Source organism: Pseudomonas sp. Soil_N_39, from assembly GCF_057655955.1.
This window is the reverse complement of sequence record NZ_JBDGLI010000015.1, coordinates 68,669-84,872: the sequence shown is the minus strand read 5'-3', so window position 1 is coordinate 84,872 and position 16,204 is coordinate 68,669. Positions and strand designations below refer to the sequence as shown.

The window sequence follows — 16,204 nt, the reverse complement described above, 5'->3', positions numbered from 1 at the left end:
GTGGGAGCGAGCTTGCTCGCGATAGCGTCAGTCCATTCAACGTCAATGCAAGCTGACCCACCGCTTTCGCGAGCAAGCTCGCTCCCACAGGGGATTTGTGGCGGACTCCAATTCCGTGAACGCCCTGGAACCATTGTGGGAGCGAGCTTGCTCGCGATAGCGTCGGTCCATTCAACATCAATGCAAGCTGATCCACCGCTTTCGCGAGCAAGCCCGCTCCCACAGGGGATTTGTGGCGGACTCCAATTCCGTGAACGCCCTGGAACCATTGTGGGAGCGAGCTTGCTCGCGATAGCGTCAGTCCATTCAACGTCAATGCAAGCTGACCCACCGCTTTCGCGAGCAAGCCCGCTCCCACAGGGATTTGTGGGGAATGCCGGAAATGTGGGCAAAATCCGGTAAACTGCCGCACGTTTTTTCGTTGAGTGTGTGTTTCCATGCAAATTGCCCTGGCGCCCATGGAGGGGTTGGTCGACAACATCCTGCGGGATGTCCTGACCCGTGTTGGCGGGATCGACTGGTGTGTCACCGAGTTCATCCGCGTCAACGACCGTCTGCTCACGCCGGCCTATTTCCATAAGCTCGCCCCTGAGCTGCTGGCCGGTGCCCAGACCGCTGCCGGCGTGCCGTTGCGGGTGCAGTTGCTCGGCTCCGATCCGGTGTGCCTGGCGGAAAACGCGGCGTTGGCCTGTGAGTTGGGCTCGGAGGTGATCGACCTGAATTTCGGTTGCCCAGCCAAGACCGTGAATAAATCCCGGGGCGGGGCGGTGTTGCTCAAGGAGCCGGAACTGCTCAACGAAATCGTCGAACACGTGCGCCGCGCGGTGCCGAAACACATCCCCGTCACCGCCAAGATGCGCCTGGGCTTCGATAGCCCGGACGGCGCGCTGGTCTGTGCCACGGCGTTGGCCGAAGGCGGCGCGGCGCACATCGTGGTGCATGCGCGGACCAAGGTCGATGGCTACAAGCCTCCGGCCCATTGGGAATGGATCCCCCGCGTGCAGGAAGTGGTCAAGGTGCCGGTGTTCGCCAATGGCGATATCTGGAGTGTTGAGGATTGGCGCCGTTGCCGCGAAATCAGCGGTGTCGAAGACATCATGCTCGGTCGCGGTCTCGTTTCCCGCCCGGACCTGGCCCGGCAAATCGCCGCCGCCCGGGCTGGCGAGGACGTGGTCGAGATGTCCTGGGTCGAGCTGCAGCCGATGCTCCACGACTTTTGGCAGCAAGTGGTCGAACAACTGACACCGCGCCAAGCCCCGGGCCGGTTGAAGCAGTGGCTGGCAATGCTGACCCGCAATTACCCCGAAGCGGTCGAGCTGTTTACCGCGCTGCGCCGGGAAACCGACCTGGACGCGGTGGGGCATTTATTGGGTGTGCAGCGCACCAAAGCGGCCTGAAAAAATTTCAAAAAAACCTCTTGAAAAGTTTTTGGCGGACCCTAGATAGGGGTTACGCGATGCCGAATTCGGGTCGCGGAGACAAAAAAACTTGCTGAATTTTTCAGGAGATTTGGATCATGAGTACTGCATTTTCGCTGGCCCCGCTGTTCCGTTCCTCGGTAGGCTTCGATCGTTTCAACGACTTGTTCGAAACCGCCCTGCGCAACGAACCAGGTAGCAGCTATCCACCCTACAACGTGGAAAAACATGGCGATGACGAGTACCGCATCGTGGTCGCCGCCGCCGGATTCCAGGAAGAAGACCTGGACCTGCAAGTGGAAAAAGGTGTGCTGACCATCAGCGGCGGCAAGCGTGAAGCCAGCAACGACAGCGTCACCTTCCTGCACCAGGGCATTGCCCAGCGTGCGTTCAAGCTGTCCTTCCGGTTGGCCGATCATATCGAGATCAAGTCCGCCGGCCTGAGCAACGGTCTGTTGAGCATCGACCTGTTGCGGGTGGTTCCGGAAGAGGCAAAAGCCAAGCGCATCCCGATCAACGGTGCGCAGCGGCAACCCGCGCTGCAAAACTGATGCATCGCAACTGAAGAAGGGCGCCCAAGGGCGCCCTTTTTCATTTTGGAGAACGGTGGAAGATTCATTGTGGCGAGGGGATTTTATGTGGGAGCAAGGCTTGCCCGCGATAAAAGCGATGCGGTCCTTCAAATACCGAGTCAGCTGCAGTCGCGAGCAAGCTTAGCTCCCACATAAAACCCCCTTGCCACAAGCGTTCCCCGCAGTGTCTCCATGTCACGGCAACAACCGCTCAAACGCCTCCAGCGGCAGCGGTCGGCTGTGCAGGTAACCCTGGTACAAATGGCAATCGAGTCCTTGCAGGAACTGCAATTGCTCCAGGGTCTCCACACCTTCGGCAATCATCACCAGGTTGAGGCTGCGGGCCATGGCGACGATGGCCCGGATGATTTCGGCGTCGTTGGGGTCGCTGGTGGCGTCGCGCACGAATGACTGGTCGATTTTCAGCGTGTCCACCGGCAGGCGCTTGAGGTAGGTCAGCGACGAATAACCAGTGCCGAAATCGTCCATGGCGAAGCTTACGCCCAGTTTCTTGAGCCGGCGCATCTTGGCGATGGTGTCGTCCAGGTTCTGGATCACGATGCCTTCGGTGATTTCCAGCTTCAGCATGGAGCAGGGCAGGGCATGGGTGGCTAGGCAGGTTTCAATGCGTTCGACGAAGTCGCTCTGGCGGAATTGTCGCGGGCTGATGTTTACGCACAGGCTGAATTGCTGTGGGTCGATCTTGCCCTTGGCGATCAGTTGCTTGAAGCCGTCGCAGGCTTCATCAAGGATCCAGGTCCCGACTTCGAGGATCAGGCCGCTGTCCTCCAGCACTTTGATGAATTCGTTGGGCGATTGGGCGCCGAGGTCCGGGTGATGCCAGCGCACCAGGGCTTCGGCGCCGACGATGCGGTTGTCCCGGGCATCGACCTGCGGTTGGAAATGCACGCTGAACTCGCCACGGGCCAGGGCCTGGCGCAGGTCGGTTTCCATGCGCAGCCGTTCGCTGGCGGCTTTTTGCATGGTGGTGTGAAACATCTGCGAGGTGTTGCGTCCCGAATCCTTGGCGCGGTACAGGGCAATGTCGGCGCGCTTGAGCAAATCGGTGGGCGTGGAGCCGTGGTCGGGGATCAACGCGATACCGATGCTCGGCGTGACCTGCAGTCGCTGGCCATCGAGAAACATCGGCTCAGAAAGCAATTCGCGCAGGGTGTCGGCCAGTGTCTGGACTTGCTTGCTGACTTCGCTGCGCGAGCCCTCCAGGCCGCTGAGTAATATCACGAACTCGTCGCCGCCCAGCCGCGCCACGGTGTCTTCCAGGCGCACGCTGGCTTCCAGGCGAGCGGTGATGATTTTCAGCACGGTGTCGCCCACCGGGTGACCGAGGGAATCGTTGATGTGCTTGAAGTGGTCCAGGTCGAGAAACAGCAGGGCACCGCGCAAGTTGTGGCGCTTGAGCAGGGCGATCTGCTGGCTCAGGCGGTCCATCAACAAGGCCCGGTTAGGCAGGTTGGTCAGCGGGTCGTGATAGGCCAGGTGGCGGATCTGGGCTTCGGCATTGCGTAGCAGGCTCACGTCCCGGGCGGTCAGCAGCAGGCACTTGGTTTCATTGAGGGTGATGGGCTCGACCGAGACCTCCACCGTGAGGATTTCCCCACGTTTATTGCGCCCGAGCATTTCCTGGTGGACGACGCGGCCCTTGAGTTGCAATTCGGCCAGCAGGGCCGCGCGCTGTTTTTCTTCGGCCCAGATTCCCACCTCGTAGACCGTATGCCCGATCACTTCGTCGGCGCGGTAACCGGTCAACCGGCAGAAGCCGTCGTTGACCTCAAGGTAGCGACCGCTTTCGAGCTCGGTGATGGTGATGGCGTCGGGGCTGGAATGAAACGCCTTGGCGAACTTCTCTTCACTGGCCTTGAGGGCGGCTTCGGAGCGTTGCTGCTGCGTGATATCGCGCAAAGTCGTGACGATGCACGGCTGATTGCCGACGTTGATTTGCCGGCTAGAAATCACACAGGTCAGCGGCTGGCCGTTCTTGTGGTGAACGACGATGGCGACATTGTTCAGCGATTGTTCGCGGATCACCCGTTCGATGCGTTGCAGGCTGCTGCCCGAGCCGCCCCAGAGGCCGATTTCGTCGGCGCTGAGACCGATCACGTCGCGGGTACTCCAGCCGAAGGTCTGAGTGAAACTGGAGTTGATCTCGAGGAACCGGCCGCTGTCCTGGTGGGTGACGCAGATCGGGTCGGGACTGACCTGGAACAGCGTGGCGAATTTCTCTTCCGAGGCGGCCAGGCTTTGTTCGCGCTCCACCTGGTCGGTGATGTCCAGCAAAGTCCCTGCCATGCGCAAGGGGCTGCCGTCGTCGTTGCGGTAGAGGCGGGCGCGGCTTTCCAGGTAGCGCGAGCTGCCGTCGGGCAGTTGCACGCGGTAGGTCAATTGATAATTGCCCGCCGGGCCTTCCCGCAGGCTGCGGTAGGCGTTGCGCATGTTGTTGCGTTCTTCCGTGGGCACCCCCTCGAAAAACGCATCGAATGATTCGTGGAACGCCTTGGGTTCCAGGCCATGGAGCTGCGCGGCCCGGGCCGAGCCGTAGAGCATGCCGCTGGGAATGTGCCAGTCCCAGGTGCCCAGTTGCGCCGAGTCGAGGGCCAGGTCCAGGCGCTCCTGGCTGTCCTTGAGGGCCTGCTCGGCCAGTTTGCGTTCGGTGGTATCGAGGAATGTGCTCAGAAGATAAGGCTGGCCCTCGAGCTCGACTCTCTGCGCGCTGAGAAGGCCGCTGTGGATCTGGCCGTTACTGGCCTGCAGTTCTACCTCCATACTCGTCATTTCGCCCTTGGCCTTGACGACCTCCACCAATTTTGCCCGCTGCTCGGGATGGACCCATAAGCCCAGTTCCAGGGTCGTGCGGCCGATTATGTCGTGCAGCGGCCAGCCAAACAGACTTTCGAAATACTGGTTGGCCTCGATGATCAGGCCATCTTCCTGGCGGGTCAGCAGCACCATGTTCGGGGTCAGGTGAAATAGCGTGGCGAAACGTTTTTCCGAGCTGCGCAGCGCCTGTTCCCGTTCGCGCTGATGGGTGATTTCGCGAATCACCCCGATCATGCGCGGCCGGCCGTGCTTGTCGGGCAGCACGCTGCCACTGATTTCCAGCCAATGCAGGCTGCCGTCGGGCCAGACGATGCGGTGATGCATCGCCTGTTCCAGTGGCGCCCCGGCCACTGCCGCGTGAAACGCGCGCACGGCCCTGGCCCGGTCTTCGGGTAACAGCAAATCGAGGTAGTCCACGTCCGCCGGCAACGGTTGGCGCGGATCGAAGCCGAACAGCGCCTGGGTGCCGCGGGACCAACTGATCTGGCCGCTGTCGATGTCCCACGACCAGGCGCCCAGCCGCGCACCGTTCAGGGCGGCCAGCAACTGTGGCGCGCTGTCCCAGCTTTGCTCGGACCGCTTCGGGTCGAGCGCCTGAATGCGTGGCAAGGGCGGGAGATGGTCAGCAGGTTTGGGCATTTCTAGCGAGCCTTGAGCGGTTTTGGGCATTAAGCACAAGCCTCCAAGGCCCTACAGGCGCGGCACAACCTATGCCTTTGTCCCTGGCAAATCGATTTGTGCGTCCAGTAAGGCCATGAAAGCCCGTGCGGCATTCGATAGCGTCCGTTCGGTGTGCAAGATATAGCCTAGCTGGCGACTGAGCTGTATGCCTGGCAAAGGAATGCGTGCGACCTGTTCGTCGAGCATGGTGCGCGGCAGAACGCTCCAGGCCAGGCCAATGGACACCATCATCTTTATGGTTTCCAGATAATTCGTGCTCATGGCGATGTTCGGCGTCAGGCCCTGGGCCTCGAACAGCCGTTGCACGATGTGATGGGTAAAGGTATTGCCCCCCGGGAAAACCGCTGGATGCAAGGCGATGTCCGCCAGGCTCACCGCGCCTTTTTCCAACAAGGCATGCTCCGGGGCGACCACGAAATCCAAGGGGTCGTCCCACACCGGCATGGCCCGTACCAGCGTGTGAGGCTCGGGGGCGAGGGTGATGACGGCCAGTTCCGCCCGGCCATGGAGGATTTCTTCGTAGGCCACTTCCGAATCCAGGAACTGAATATCCAGCGCCACCTGGGGGTAACGTCGGGTGAACTCCCGCAATAAGGGCGGCAGGCGGTGCAGGCCGATGTGGTGGCTGGTGGCGAGCGTCAGGCGTCCGGTCACTTCGCCGGTCAGGTTGGTCAGGGCGCGGCGGGTGTCGTCCAGCACGTTGAGGATCTGATAAGCCCGTGGCAACAGGGCTCGGCCGGCCTCGGTCAGGCCCACTTCACGGCCCAGGCGGTCGAACAGGCGCACCTTGAGTTGTTGTTCAAGACCCGCGATGCGCTTGCTGATGGCCGGCTGAGTCAGGTGCAGGCGTTCACCGGCGCCGGAGAAACTGCCCGTCTCGGCGATGGCAATAAAGGCGTTGAGGTTGGCGAGGTCCATGGCGGTTCCAGTCGGATTCCAGTTGGTTATGCAAAGCATGAAAAATATGAATTTGAGTTATTTAATGTAACCCCATAGGATCAGCCTCACAAGCCAAGGGGTTATTGATTCGTTCAGGGCCCGGGGCATAGAAACAAGCTGATGAGGAAACCGTCTGATGGCCGGCAAAACGCTCTACGACAAGCTCTGGGATTCGCATTTGGTCAAGCAGCGCGACGATGGCTCGGCGCTGATCTACATCGATCGTCACATCATTCACGAAGTGACGTCGCCGCAAGCCTTCGAAGGCCTGCGCCTGGCCGGGCGCAAGCCGTGGCGCATCGATGCCAACATCGCGACCCCGGACCACAACGTACCGACCACGCCGGAGCGCAAGGGCGGCATCGAAGCCATTGCCGACCAGGTCTCGCGCCTGCAGGTCCAGACCCTCGACGATAACTGTGACGAATACGGCATCGTCGAATTCAAGATGAACGATGTGCGCCAGGGCATCGTCCACGTTATCGGCCCGGAGCAGGGCGCGACCTTGCCGGGCATGACCGTGGTCTGTGGCGACTCCCACACCTCGACCCACGGTGCTTTCGGCGCTTTGGCCCATGGTATCGGCACCTCCGAGGTCGAGCATGTGCTCGCCACCCAGTGCCTGGTCGCCAAGAAAATGAAAAACATGCTGGTGCGCGTCGAGGGCAAACTGCCATTCGGCGTCACCGCCAAGGACATCGTCCTGGCCGTGATCGGCAAGATCGGCACCGCCGGCGGTAACGGCCATGCCATCGAGTTCGCCGGCAGCGCGATCCGCGACTTGTCCGTCGAAGGCCGCATGACCATCTGCAACATGTCCATCGAGGCCGGTGCCCGCGTTGGCCTGGTGGCCGCCGATGAAAAAACCGTGGAATACGTAAAAGGGCGTCCGTTCTCGCCAAAAGGCGCGGAATGGGACATGGCGGTCGAGGCCTGGAAAGACCTGGTCTCCGACGCCGATGCCAAGTTCGACACGGTGGTTGAACTCGACGCGACGCAGATCAAGCCGCAAGTCAGCTGGGGCACTTCCCCGGAAATGGTGCTGGCGGTGGACCAGAACGTACCGGATCCGGCCAAGGAAATGGACCTGGTCAAGCGCGACTCCATCGTCCGTGCCTTGAAATACATGGGCTTGAGCGCCAACCAGGCGATCACCGACATTCAGCTCGATCGCGTGTTCATCGGTTCCTGCACCAACTCGCGGATCGAAGACTTGCGCGCCGCGGCAGTGATCGCCAAGGGCCGCAAGGTCGCCTCGACCATCAAGCAGGCCATCGTGGTGCCGGGCTCGGGCCTGGTGAAGGCCCAGGCCGAAGCGGAAGGGCTGGACAAGATTTTCCTCGAGGCCGGTTTCGAATGGCGTGAGCCGGGGTGCTCGATGTGCCTGGCGATGAACCCGGACCGGCTGGAGTCGGGCGAGCATTGCGCCTCCACCTCCAACCGTAACTTCGAAGGCCGTCAAGGCGCCGGTGGCCGTACGCACCTGGTGAGTCCGGCGATGGCCGCGGCGGCGGCTGTCAACGGCCGTTTCGTCGACGTCCGCGAATTGATCTGAAGGAGCGCAGCATGAAAGCTTTTACCCAGCACACCGGTCTTGTCGCGCCTTTGGATCGTGCCAACGTCGACACCGACCAGATCATTCCCAAGCAGTTTTTGAAGTCCATCAAGCGCACCGGTTTCGGCCCGAACCTGTTCGACGAATGGCGTTACCTGGATGTCGGCCAGCCGTACCAGGACAACTCCAAGCGGCCGCTGAACAAGGATTTCGTGCTCAACGCCGAGCGTTACCAAGGCGCCAGCGTGTTGCTGGCCCGGGAGAACTTCGGCTGCGGCTCGAGCCGCGAGCACGCGCCATGGGCCCTGGAAGAGTACGGTTTTCGCAGCATCATCGCGCCGAGCTACGCCGACATCTTCTTCAACAACAGTTTCAAGAACGGCTTGCTGCCGATCATCCTCAGCGATGCTGACGTGGATGAGCTGTTCCAGCAGGTCGAGGCCAACCCCGGCTATCAACTGCAGATCGACCTGGCCGCCCAGACCGTGACCCGTCCCGACGGCAAGGTGTTGGGTTTCGAGATCGATGCGTTTCGCAAGCATTGTCTGCTCAACGGCCTGGATGACATCGGCCTGACCTTGCAGGACGGCGAGGCGATTGCCGCGTTCGAGGCCAAGCACCGGGCGAGCCAGCCTTGGTTGTTTCGGGATGCTTGATGGATTGATGTAGGCAGTACCGGCCTCATCGCGAGCAAGCTCGCTCCCACAGGGGATCTATGGTGTTCACAAGACACCTGTGGGAACGAGCTTGCTCGCGATGGGGCCCGCCCAGGCAACACAACACCAAAAAGGTAACCATCCATGACCAGCACCGCCCACAGTCAGGTTGTACAAAAGCAATTCGGTGAACAGGCCTCGGCCTACCTGAGCAGTGCCGTGCACGCCCAGGGCGCTGAGTTCGCGCTGCTACAGGCGGCGTTGGCCGGGCGTGGCGATGCCCGTGTGCTGGACCTGGGCTGTGGCGCCGGCCATGTGAGTTTTCACGTGGCGCCGCTGGCCGGTGAAGTGGTGGCCTACGATCTGTCCCAACAGATGTTGGATGTTGTCACCGCAGCAGCGGCTGAGCGTGGCCTGGGCAACATCAGCACGGTCCGTGGCGCCGCCGAGCGCCTGCCGTTCGCCGACGCTGAGTTCGACTTCGTGTTCAGCCGTTATTCGGCGCATCATTGGAGCGACCTCGGCCTGGCGTTGCGGGAAGTGAGGCGAGTGCTCAAGCCGGGCGGGATGATGGCGTTCATCGACATCCTGTCGCCGGGTACGCCATTGCTGGACACCTACTTGCAAAGCATCGAAGTGCTGCGTGACACCAGTCATGTGCGCGATTATTCGGCTGGCGAGTGGTTGCGCCAGGTCAGCGAAGCAGGGCTGCACACCCGCAGCACCTCGCGCCAACGCCTGCGCCTGGAGTACCACTCCTGGGTCGAACGCATGCGCACGCCCGAGGTGATGCGTGGGGCGATCCTCCAGCTGCAGCGTTCGATGGGCGATGAAGTGCGTGAATATTTTGAGATTGAGGCCGATGGTTCGTTCAGTACAGATGTACTGGTGCTGTGGGCCGAGCGATAGCATTTTTCCCGACCCGGCCTTGGGTACGAAGCCCATGCCCGTGTCGACAGAGCAAACGAGGAAAGCATGAGCAAGCAGATTCTGATTCTCCCAGGTGACGGTATCGGCCCGGAAATCATGGCCGAGGCGGTCAAGGTCCTGGAGCTGGCGAACGACAAGTACGACCTGGGCTTCGAACTCAGCCACGACGTGATCGGCGGCGCCGCCATCGACAAGCACGGCGTGCCCCTGGCCGACGAAACCCTGGACCGTGCCCGTGCTGCCGATGCCGTGCTGCTGGGCGCCGTGGGTGGCCCGAAATGGGACAAGATCGAACGCGACATCCGCCCTGAGCGCGGCCTGCTGAAGATTCGTGCGCAACTGGGCCTGTTCGGCAACCTGCGTCCGGCGATTCTTTACCCGCAACTGGCCGACGCATCGAGCCTGAAGCCGGAAATCGTTTCGGGTCTGGACATCCTTATCGTCCGTGAGCTGACCGGCGGTATCTACTTCGGCGCCCCGCGTGGCACCCGTGAGTTGGATAATGGCGAGCGCCAGGCCTACGACACCCTGCCGTACAGCGAAAGCGAAATCCGCCGTATCGCCCGGGTCGGCTTCGACATGGCCCGTGTGCGCGGCAAGAAGCTGTGCTCGGTGGACAAGGCCAACGTGCTGGCGTCCAGCCAACTGTGGCGTGAAGTGGTCGAGCAGGTGGCCAAGGATTACCCGGACATCGAGCTGAGCCACATGTACGTCGACAACGCCGCCATGCAACTGGTGCGCGCACCGAAGCAGTTCGACGTGATCGTCACCGACAACATGTTCGGCGACATCCTGTCCGACGAAGCGTCGATGCTCACCGGTTCCATCGGCATGCTGCCGTCGGCCTCCCTGGACGCCAACAACAAGGGCATGTACGAGCCGTGCCACGGTTCGGCACCGGACATCGCCGGGCAGGGCATTGCCAACCCATTGGCGACCATCCTGTCGGTGTCGATGATGCTGCGCTACAGCTTCAACTTGAACGATGCCGCCGACGCGATCGAAAAAGCCGTCAGCGTGGTCTTGGACCAAGGCTTGCGCACCGGTGATATCTGGTCGCAAGGTTGTACCAAAGTCGGTACGCAGCAAATGGGCGATGCAGTAGTCGCCGCGCTGCGGAATCTGTAATCTTTCGGGCCCACCGCTTCGACGGTGGCCCACTTTTGTATAGGTGTAGTTGCGATGAAACGTGTAGGTCTGATCGGTTGGCGCGGCATGGTCGGTTCCGTGCTCATGCAGCGAATGCTGGAAGAGCAGGATTTCGATCTCATTGAGCCGGTGTTTTTCACCACTTCCAATGTCGGTGGCCAGGGCCCGTCCGTGGGCAAGGACACCGGTGCGCTCAAGGATGCCTACAGCATCGAAGAGCTCAAGACCCTCGACGTGATCCTGACTTGCCAGGGTGGCGACTACACCAGCGAAGTGTTCCCCAAGCTGCGTGAAGCCGGCTGGCAGGGTTACTGGATCGACGCCGCTTCCAGCCTGCGCATGCAGGACGACGCGGTGATCATCCTCGATCCGGTCAACCGCAAGGTCATCGACCAGCAGCTGGATGCGGGCACCAAGAACTACATCGGCGGCAACTGCACCGTCAGCCTGATGCTGATGGGCCTGGGCGGCCTGTTCGAAGCCGGCCTGGTGGAGTGGATGAGCGCCATGACCTATCAGGCGGCGTCCGGTGCTGGTGCGCAGAACATGCGTGAGCTGATCAAGCAGATGGGCGCCACCCACGCCGCCGTCGCCGATGACCTGGCCAACCCGGCCAGCGCCATCCTCGACATCGACCGCAAGGTCGCCGAGGCGATGCGCAGCGATGCCTACCCGACCGAGAACTTCGGCGTACCGCTGGCCGGCAGCCTGATCCCGTGGATCGACAAGGAACTGCCCAACGGCCAGAGCCGCGAAGAGTGGAAGGCCCAGGCTGAAACCAACAAGATCCTGGGTCGCTTCAAGAGCCCGATCCCGGTGGACGGCATCTGCGTGCGCATCGGCGCCATGCGCTGCCACAGCCAGGCGCTGACCATCAAGCTGAACAAAGACGTGCCTATCGCCGACATCGAAGGGCTGATCAGCCAGCACAACCCTTGGGTCAAGCTGGTGCCGAACAATCGCGAAACCAGCATGCAGGAGCTGAGCCCGACCAAGGTCACCGGCACTCTGAATGTACCGGTGGGCCGTCTGCGCAAACTGAACATGGGGTCGCAATTCGTCGGTGCCTTTACCGTCGGCGACCAACTGCTGTGGGGCGCGGCCGAACCGCTGCGTCGCATGCTGCGGATCCTGCTCGAGCGTTGATCGATTGCGGCTGTGAAAGAACCCGTGCCTTGTGAGAGGTACGGGTTTTTTTATGTCGGCAATTGTGTGTCAGGGCTGGCCTCATCGCGAGCAAGCTCGCTCCCACAGGTTTTGCGGCCACTGAATACCCCATGTGGGAGCGAGCTTGCTCGCGATGAGGTCAATCCAGGCACTGCAAATCCCCCTGCCAATTGCCTGCATACCGACCACCCGGTAAAGTGCCGCTCCCCACGTTTTACCTGAGGTAGACCCATGAGCCAGTCCTTTGATATTGCCGTGATCGGCGCCACCGGTACTGTCGGCGAAACCCTCGTCCAGATTCTCGAAGAGCGGGACTTCCCGGTCGGCGACCTGCACCTGCTGGCCAGCAGCGAATCGGCAGGCAGCTCGGTGATGTTCCGCGGTAAAAACGTGCGGGTGCGCGAGGTCGATGAATTCGACTTCAGCAAAGTCCAACTGGTGTTCTTCGCCGCCGGCCCGGCGGTGACCCTGAGTTTTGCCCCGCGGGCCACGGCGGCCGGTTGTGCGCTGATCGACCTGTCCGGCGCCTTGCCGCCCGAACAGGCGCCGCAGATCGTGCCGGAAGCCAACGCCCAGGTCCTGGCCGGTTTGAGTAAGCCGTTGCAAGTCAGCAGCCCCAGCGCGTCGGCCACGGCCTTGGCGGTTGTGCTGGCGCCACTGCGCGAATGCCTCGATCTGCAGCGCATCAGCCTGACCGCCAGCCTCGCGGTGTCGGCCCAGGGCCGCGTGGCTGTGAGCGAGCTGGCGCGCCAGACCGCCGAGCTGCTCAACGCTCGTCCGTTGGAGCCGAAGTTTTTTGACCGGCAGATGGCGTTTAACCTGCTGGCCCAGGTCGGCGCTCCGGACGAGCAGGGCCATACATCGCTGGAAAAGCGCCTGGTCCGCGAGTTGCGCCAGGTGCTGAATCAACCTTTATTAAAGATTTCCGTCACTTGCATTCAAGCCCCGGTGTTTTTTGGCGATAGCTTTAGCGTGACCGTGCAGTCTGCTAGCGCCATCGACCTGGCCAAGGTCAACGCGGCCCTGGAAGCGGCGCCCGGCATCGAGCTGGTGGAGGCGGGCGATTACCCGACTGCGGTGGGTGATGCGGTGGGGCAGGATGTGGTCTACGTTGGTCGTGTGCGCGGTGGGATCGACGATCCGGCTGAACTAAATATGTGGCTGACGTCAGATAACGTGCGCAAGGGCGCGGCGCTCAATGCAGTGCAAGTGGCTGAGTTGTTGATAAAAGACCTGCTGTAAAAGATACTTGGCAACAATTTGTCGAATGATTCTAGCTGGGCGCTATGCTTGGCCAGAGCGTTGAAGGCGAACATCCCTGCGGGGACTTGCCCGGGGCATGAGTGAAACGATCGCGCGCACCGTTGCTTCGGGGCTGCGCGCAATGCCTTACGGCAGCGGCATCAATACCTTCTCGCTGGCCGAGGAATGTTCAAACAAAGGAAGAGGCTATGGTTCAAGTTCGCAAACTGGTGTTAGCAATAGCGGCCGCCTCGGCGCTGTCCTCCGGTATGGCGCAAGCGCTCGGGCTCGGGGAATTGACCCTGAAGTCGACGCCGAACCAGCCCCTGGTCGCCGAGATCGAGTTGCTCGACGTCCAGCAACTGACCGCCGCCGAAGTCGTGCCGAGCCTGGCCTCGCCCGACGACTTCGCCAAGGCCGGGGTCGACCGCCAGGCCTTTCTCAATGACCTGAGCTTCACCCCGGTGATCAACGCCAACGGCAAGAGTGTCCTGCGGGTCACGTCCAGCCGGCCGTTGTCCGAGCCCATGGTCAAGTTCCTGGTGCAGGTGATGTGGCCCAACGGCCGTCTGCTGCGCGACTACAGCGTATTGCTCGATCCTTCCAAATTCTCGCCACAGGCCGCCGACGCTGCCCGGGCAAAACCGCCCCAGGTCGTGTCCACGCCGGTTACTGGGGCCACCAAGCCGTCCCAGTACACCACCACGCCGCGCGATACCCTGTGGGAAATCGCCGCCAAGGTGCGCAACGGTGGGTCGGTCCAGCAAACCATGCTGGCGATCCAGGCGTTGAACCCGAATGCGTTCATCAACGGCAACATCAACCTGCTCAAGACCGGCCAGGTGTTGCGCCTGCCAGATCCGGTGCAAAGCACGGCGTTGCCGCAACCTCAGGCCATCGCCGAAGTGGCTGCGCAGAACGCCGCCTGGCGCTCGGGGCGTCGTGGCGTGGCGGGTGCTGGCAAGCAGCAGTTGGACGCCACCAAGCGTGGCCGTGGCGAAGGCGCGCCGGCACAGGCGGCTGGTCGCGATAACTTGAGTCTGGTGTCGGCCGACTCGGCGAAGGCGGGCGGCAAGGGCAAGGGCGCTGCCGGCGATGCCCAGGCGCTCAGCAACAAGCTTGCAGTCACCCAGGAAAGCCTCGATTCGGCTCGCCGGGACAACGAAGAACTGAAAAGCCGCATGGCGGATCTGCAGAGCCAACTGGACAAACTGCAGCGCCTGATCGAGCTGAAGAACAATCAACTGGCCAAGATGCAGGCCGAAGGTGCCGCCGTTCCGCCTGCTGGCGAAGCACCTGCGGCGATGTCCGCCGAGCTGACCCCTGCGCCAGCGGCACAGGCCCCGACGACTGCGCCTGCACCTGCGCCAGAAGTGACCCCGGAAGCGACGCCGCCTGCCGCACCGGTCGAGCCGACGCCTGCCGCGTCCAACGAGCAAAAATACAACGACCTGCTGACCAATCCGATCCTGCTAGGGTTGATTGGCGGCGGCGCGCTGCTTTTGCTGTTGCTGCTGTTGTTGCTCGCCCGTCGCCGCAAGGCCCAGCAGGAAGCGGAAAAACACTTGCGCATGGCCCGGGCCCTCGAGGAGGAGGCTGACTTCTCCCCGGAGCTCGATCTGCCCCCGAGCAGCTTCGAGGGCATTGAGGTTCCACCGCCTAGCGTAAAACTCGAGCCAAAACCGGCCCCTGCGCCAGCGCCCAAGCCGGCCCCGGTGATCGCGCCTGTGGTGGTCACGCCGCCTATCGCCGCGCCATTGGTGGCGCCGGCCGCCGAGCGTTCCGACGACGTGCTGCCCCAGGCCCAGTCCCATATCGACCGCGGCCGCTTGAACCAGGCCGCCGACTTGCTTGAGCAGGGTATCAAGGCCGAACCCCAGCGCAGCGACTTGCGTCTGAAACTGATGGAAGTCTACGGTCAGCAGGGCGACCGCGACGCCTTTGTCGCCCAGGAACGCCAACTGGTGGCCAATGGCGACAACTTCGCCCAGGTTGAACAGCTGAAAAGCCGTTTCCCGGCCATGGTGGTCGCTACCGCCGCTGCTGGCCTTGCCGCGGCGACAGTGGCTGCAGAGCTGGACGCGCAGTACGTCAAGGACCTGCTGGAAGACAAATCGCCCACCGATGAGGAGCTGGACAGCGCCTTCGACCTGAGCCTGGATGATCTGGAGACCCCGGTCGCGCCTGCACCGGAGCCTGTCGCCGAGCTGGATGCATTCCCGGAAGACGACGACCTGAGTTTCGAGTCGGTGCTCAAGCAGCAGACTGAAGCCAACGAAAGCCTGGACGACCTGTCGGAATTCGACCTGGACCTGGGCGCCGACGCGCCGACCCCGGTCGCGGCGCTCGATGACGAAGACTTCCTCCTGGATCTGGATGATGACCTCAAGGGCCTGGATCTTCCTGCAGCTGAAACGCCAGCCCTGGACGATACGCCAGCCGACGATCTCGAATTGCCGGCGGATTTCGATCTGTCCCTTGCCGACGAGATGGATGCCCCTGACCGGCCAAAGGATGCCTTCGAATCCGAGCTGGACGATGTAAACGCCGAACTGGATCGCCTGTCCGACAGCCTGGGTCAACCGACCTTCACCGCCGAAGATGCCTTGGTTGGCGCTGAAGACGAGCCGGACTTCGACTTCCTCAGCGGTACCGATGAGGTGGCGACCAAGCTCGATCTGGCCCAGGCCTACATCGACATGGGTGACAACGACGGCGCCCGCGACATCCTTGGTGAAGTCCTCAGCGAAGGCGATGCCACTCAGAAGAGCGAAGCGCAGGAAATGTTGTCGCGCTTGGTCTGAGAGGATCGGGTGAACAAGAACGGCAGCCGATGAGGCTGCCGTTCTTGTTTGGGGCAGGGGAGGTAATGGCGTTTGGGCTGGCCCCATCGCGAGCAAGCTCAGCTCCCACAGGGATTTGTGCTGGACACAGGATATTGTGAATACCCGAGCCCCCCTGTGGGAGCCGAGCTTGCTCGCCATGACGGCGGCATATTCAACATCTTCGCAAGCTGACCCACCGCTATCGCGAGCAAGCTCAGCTCCCACAGGGATTTGT

The 16,204-nt window shown here is 62.0% G+C and carries 11 protein-coding genes; 9 read left to right on the top strand and 2 right to left on the bottom strand.

Annotation, left to right across the window (positions count from 1 at the left end; translation table 11 throughout):
* The first annotated feature begins 437 nt into the window (after nucleotides 1-437).
* Both AC3A5O_RS21075 and AC3A5O_RS21070 read left to right on the top strand, forming a co-directional pair.
* Complete coding sequence (locus AC3A5O_RS21075) at nucleotides 438-1,397, top strand: tRNA dihydrouridine synthase (protein WP_122566041.1); 960 nt, start codon at nucleotides 438-440, stop codon at nucleotides 1,395-1,397.
* 119 nt (nucleotides 1,398-1,516) lie between these two features.
* Nucleotides 1,517-1,969 carry an Hsp20 family protein gene (locus AC3A5O_RS21070; RefSeq protein ID WP_122566040.1) on the top strand — a complete coding sequence of 151 codons (453 nt, stop codon included), beginning with the start codon at nucleotides 1,517-1,519 and terminating at the stop codon, nucleotides 1,967-1,969.
* A 216-nt stretch (nucleotides 1,970-2,185) separates the two neighbouring features.
* Here the strand turns inward: AC3A5O_RS21070 and AC3A5O_RS21065 are convergent, their stop codons facing one another.
* Together AC3A5O_RS21065 and AC3A5O_RS21060 are read right to left on the bottom strand one after the other, a co-directional pair.
* The gene (locus tag AC3A5O_RS21065) at nucleotides 2,186-5,464 is read right to left on the bottom strand and encodes a PAS domain S-box protein (RefSeq protein ID WP_487753675.1); all 3,279 of its coding nucleotides are present in this window, start codon (nucleotides 5,462-5,464) and stop codon (nucleotides 2,186-2,188) included.
* Nucleotides 5,465-5,533: 69 nt separating this feature from the next.
* Nucleotides 5,534-6,424: a LysR family transcriptional regulator gene (locus AC3A5O_RS21060; RefSeq protein ID WP_305467725.1), complete on the bottom strand. Its 891-nt coding sequence runs from the start codon at nucleotides 6,422-6,424 to the stop codon at nucleotides 5,534-5,536.
* Nucleotides 6,425-6,581: 157 nt separating this feature from the next.
* On the opposite strand from AC3A5O_RS21060, the gene leuC reads away from it, so the two are divergent.
* The 7 genes from leuC to AC3A5O_RS21025 all read left to right on the top strand — a co-directional run bounded on the left by leuC (nucleotide 6,582) and on the right by AC3A5O_RS21025 (nucleotide 15,948).
* Entirely contained in the window at nucleotides 6,582-8,000 is a 1,419-nt protein-coding gene (gene leuC / locus AC3A5O_RS21055; protein WP_003203866.1) for a 3-isopropylmalate dehydratase large subunit, read from the top strand.
* An 11-nt stretch (nucleotides 8,001-8,011) separates the two neighbouring features.
* Nucleotides 8,012-8,656, top strand: a complete 645-nt coding sequence (leuD, locus tag AC3A5O_RS21050; RefSeq protein ID WP_003203864.1) for a 3-isopropylmalate dehydratase small subunit — start codon at nucleotides 8,012-8,014, stop codon at nucleotides 8,654-8,656.
* Between the two features lie 144 nt (nucleotides 8,657-8,800).
* Nucleotides 8,801-9,565: a class I SAM-dependent methyltransferase gene (locus AC3A5O_RS21045; protein WP_092474468.1), complete on the top strand. Its 765-nt coding sequence runs from the start codon at nucleotides 8,801-8,803 to the stop codon at nucleotides 9,563-9,565.
* 66 nt (nucleotides 9,566-9,631) lie between these two features.
* Nucleotides 9,632-10,714, top strand: coding sequence for a 3-isopropylmalate dehydrogenase (leuB, locus tag AC3A5O_RS21040; RefSeq protein WP_354338596.1), 1,083 nt, complete (start codon nucleotides 9,632-9,634; stop codon nucleotides 10,712-10,714).
* 54 nt (nucleotides 10,715-10,768) lie between these two features.
* On the top strand, nucleotides 10,769-11,881 hold the full coding sequence (gene asd / locus AC3A5O_RS21035; RefSeq protein ID WP_024779161.1) for an aspartate-semialdehyde dehydrogenase: 1,113 nt from the start codon (nucleotides 10,769-10,771) through the stop codon (nucleotides 11,879-11,881).
* Nucleotides 11,882-12,133: 252 nt separating this feature from the next.
* Nucleotides 12,134-13,144 (top strand): aspartate-semialdehyde dehydrogenase, encoded by a 1,011-nt coding sequence (locus tag AC3A5O_RS21030; RefSeq protein ID WP_305467720.1) that lies wholly within the window; start codon nucleotides 12,134-12,136, stop codon nucleotides 13,142-13,144.
* A 209-nt stretch (nucleotides 13,145-13,353) separates the two neighbouring features.
* Nucleotides 13,354-15,948 (top strand): FimV/HubP family polar landmark protein, encoded by a 2,595-nt coding sequence (locus tag AC3A5O_RS21025; protein WP_487753674.1) that lies wholly within the window; start codon nucleotides 13,354-13,356, stop codon nucleotides 15,946-15,948.
* Nucleotides 15,949-16,204: the final 256 nt, after the last annotated feature.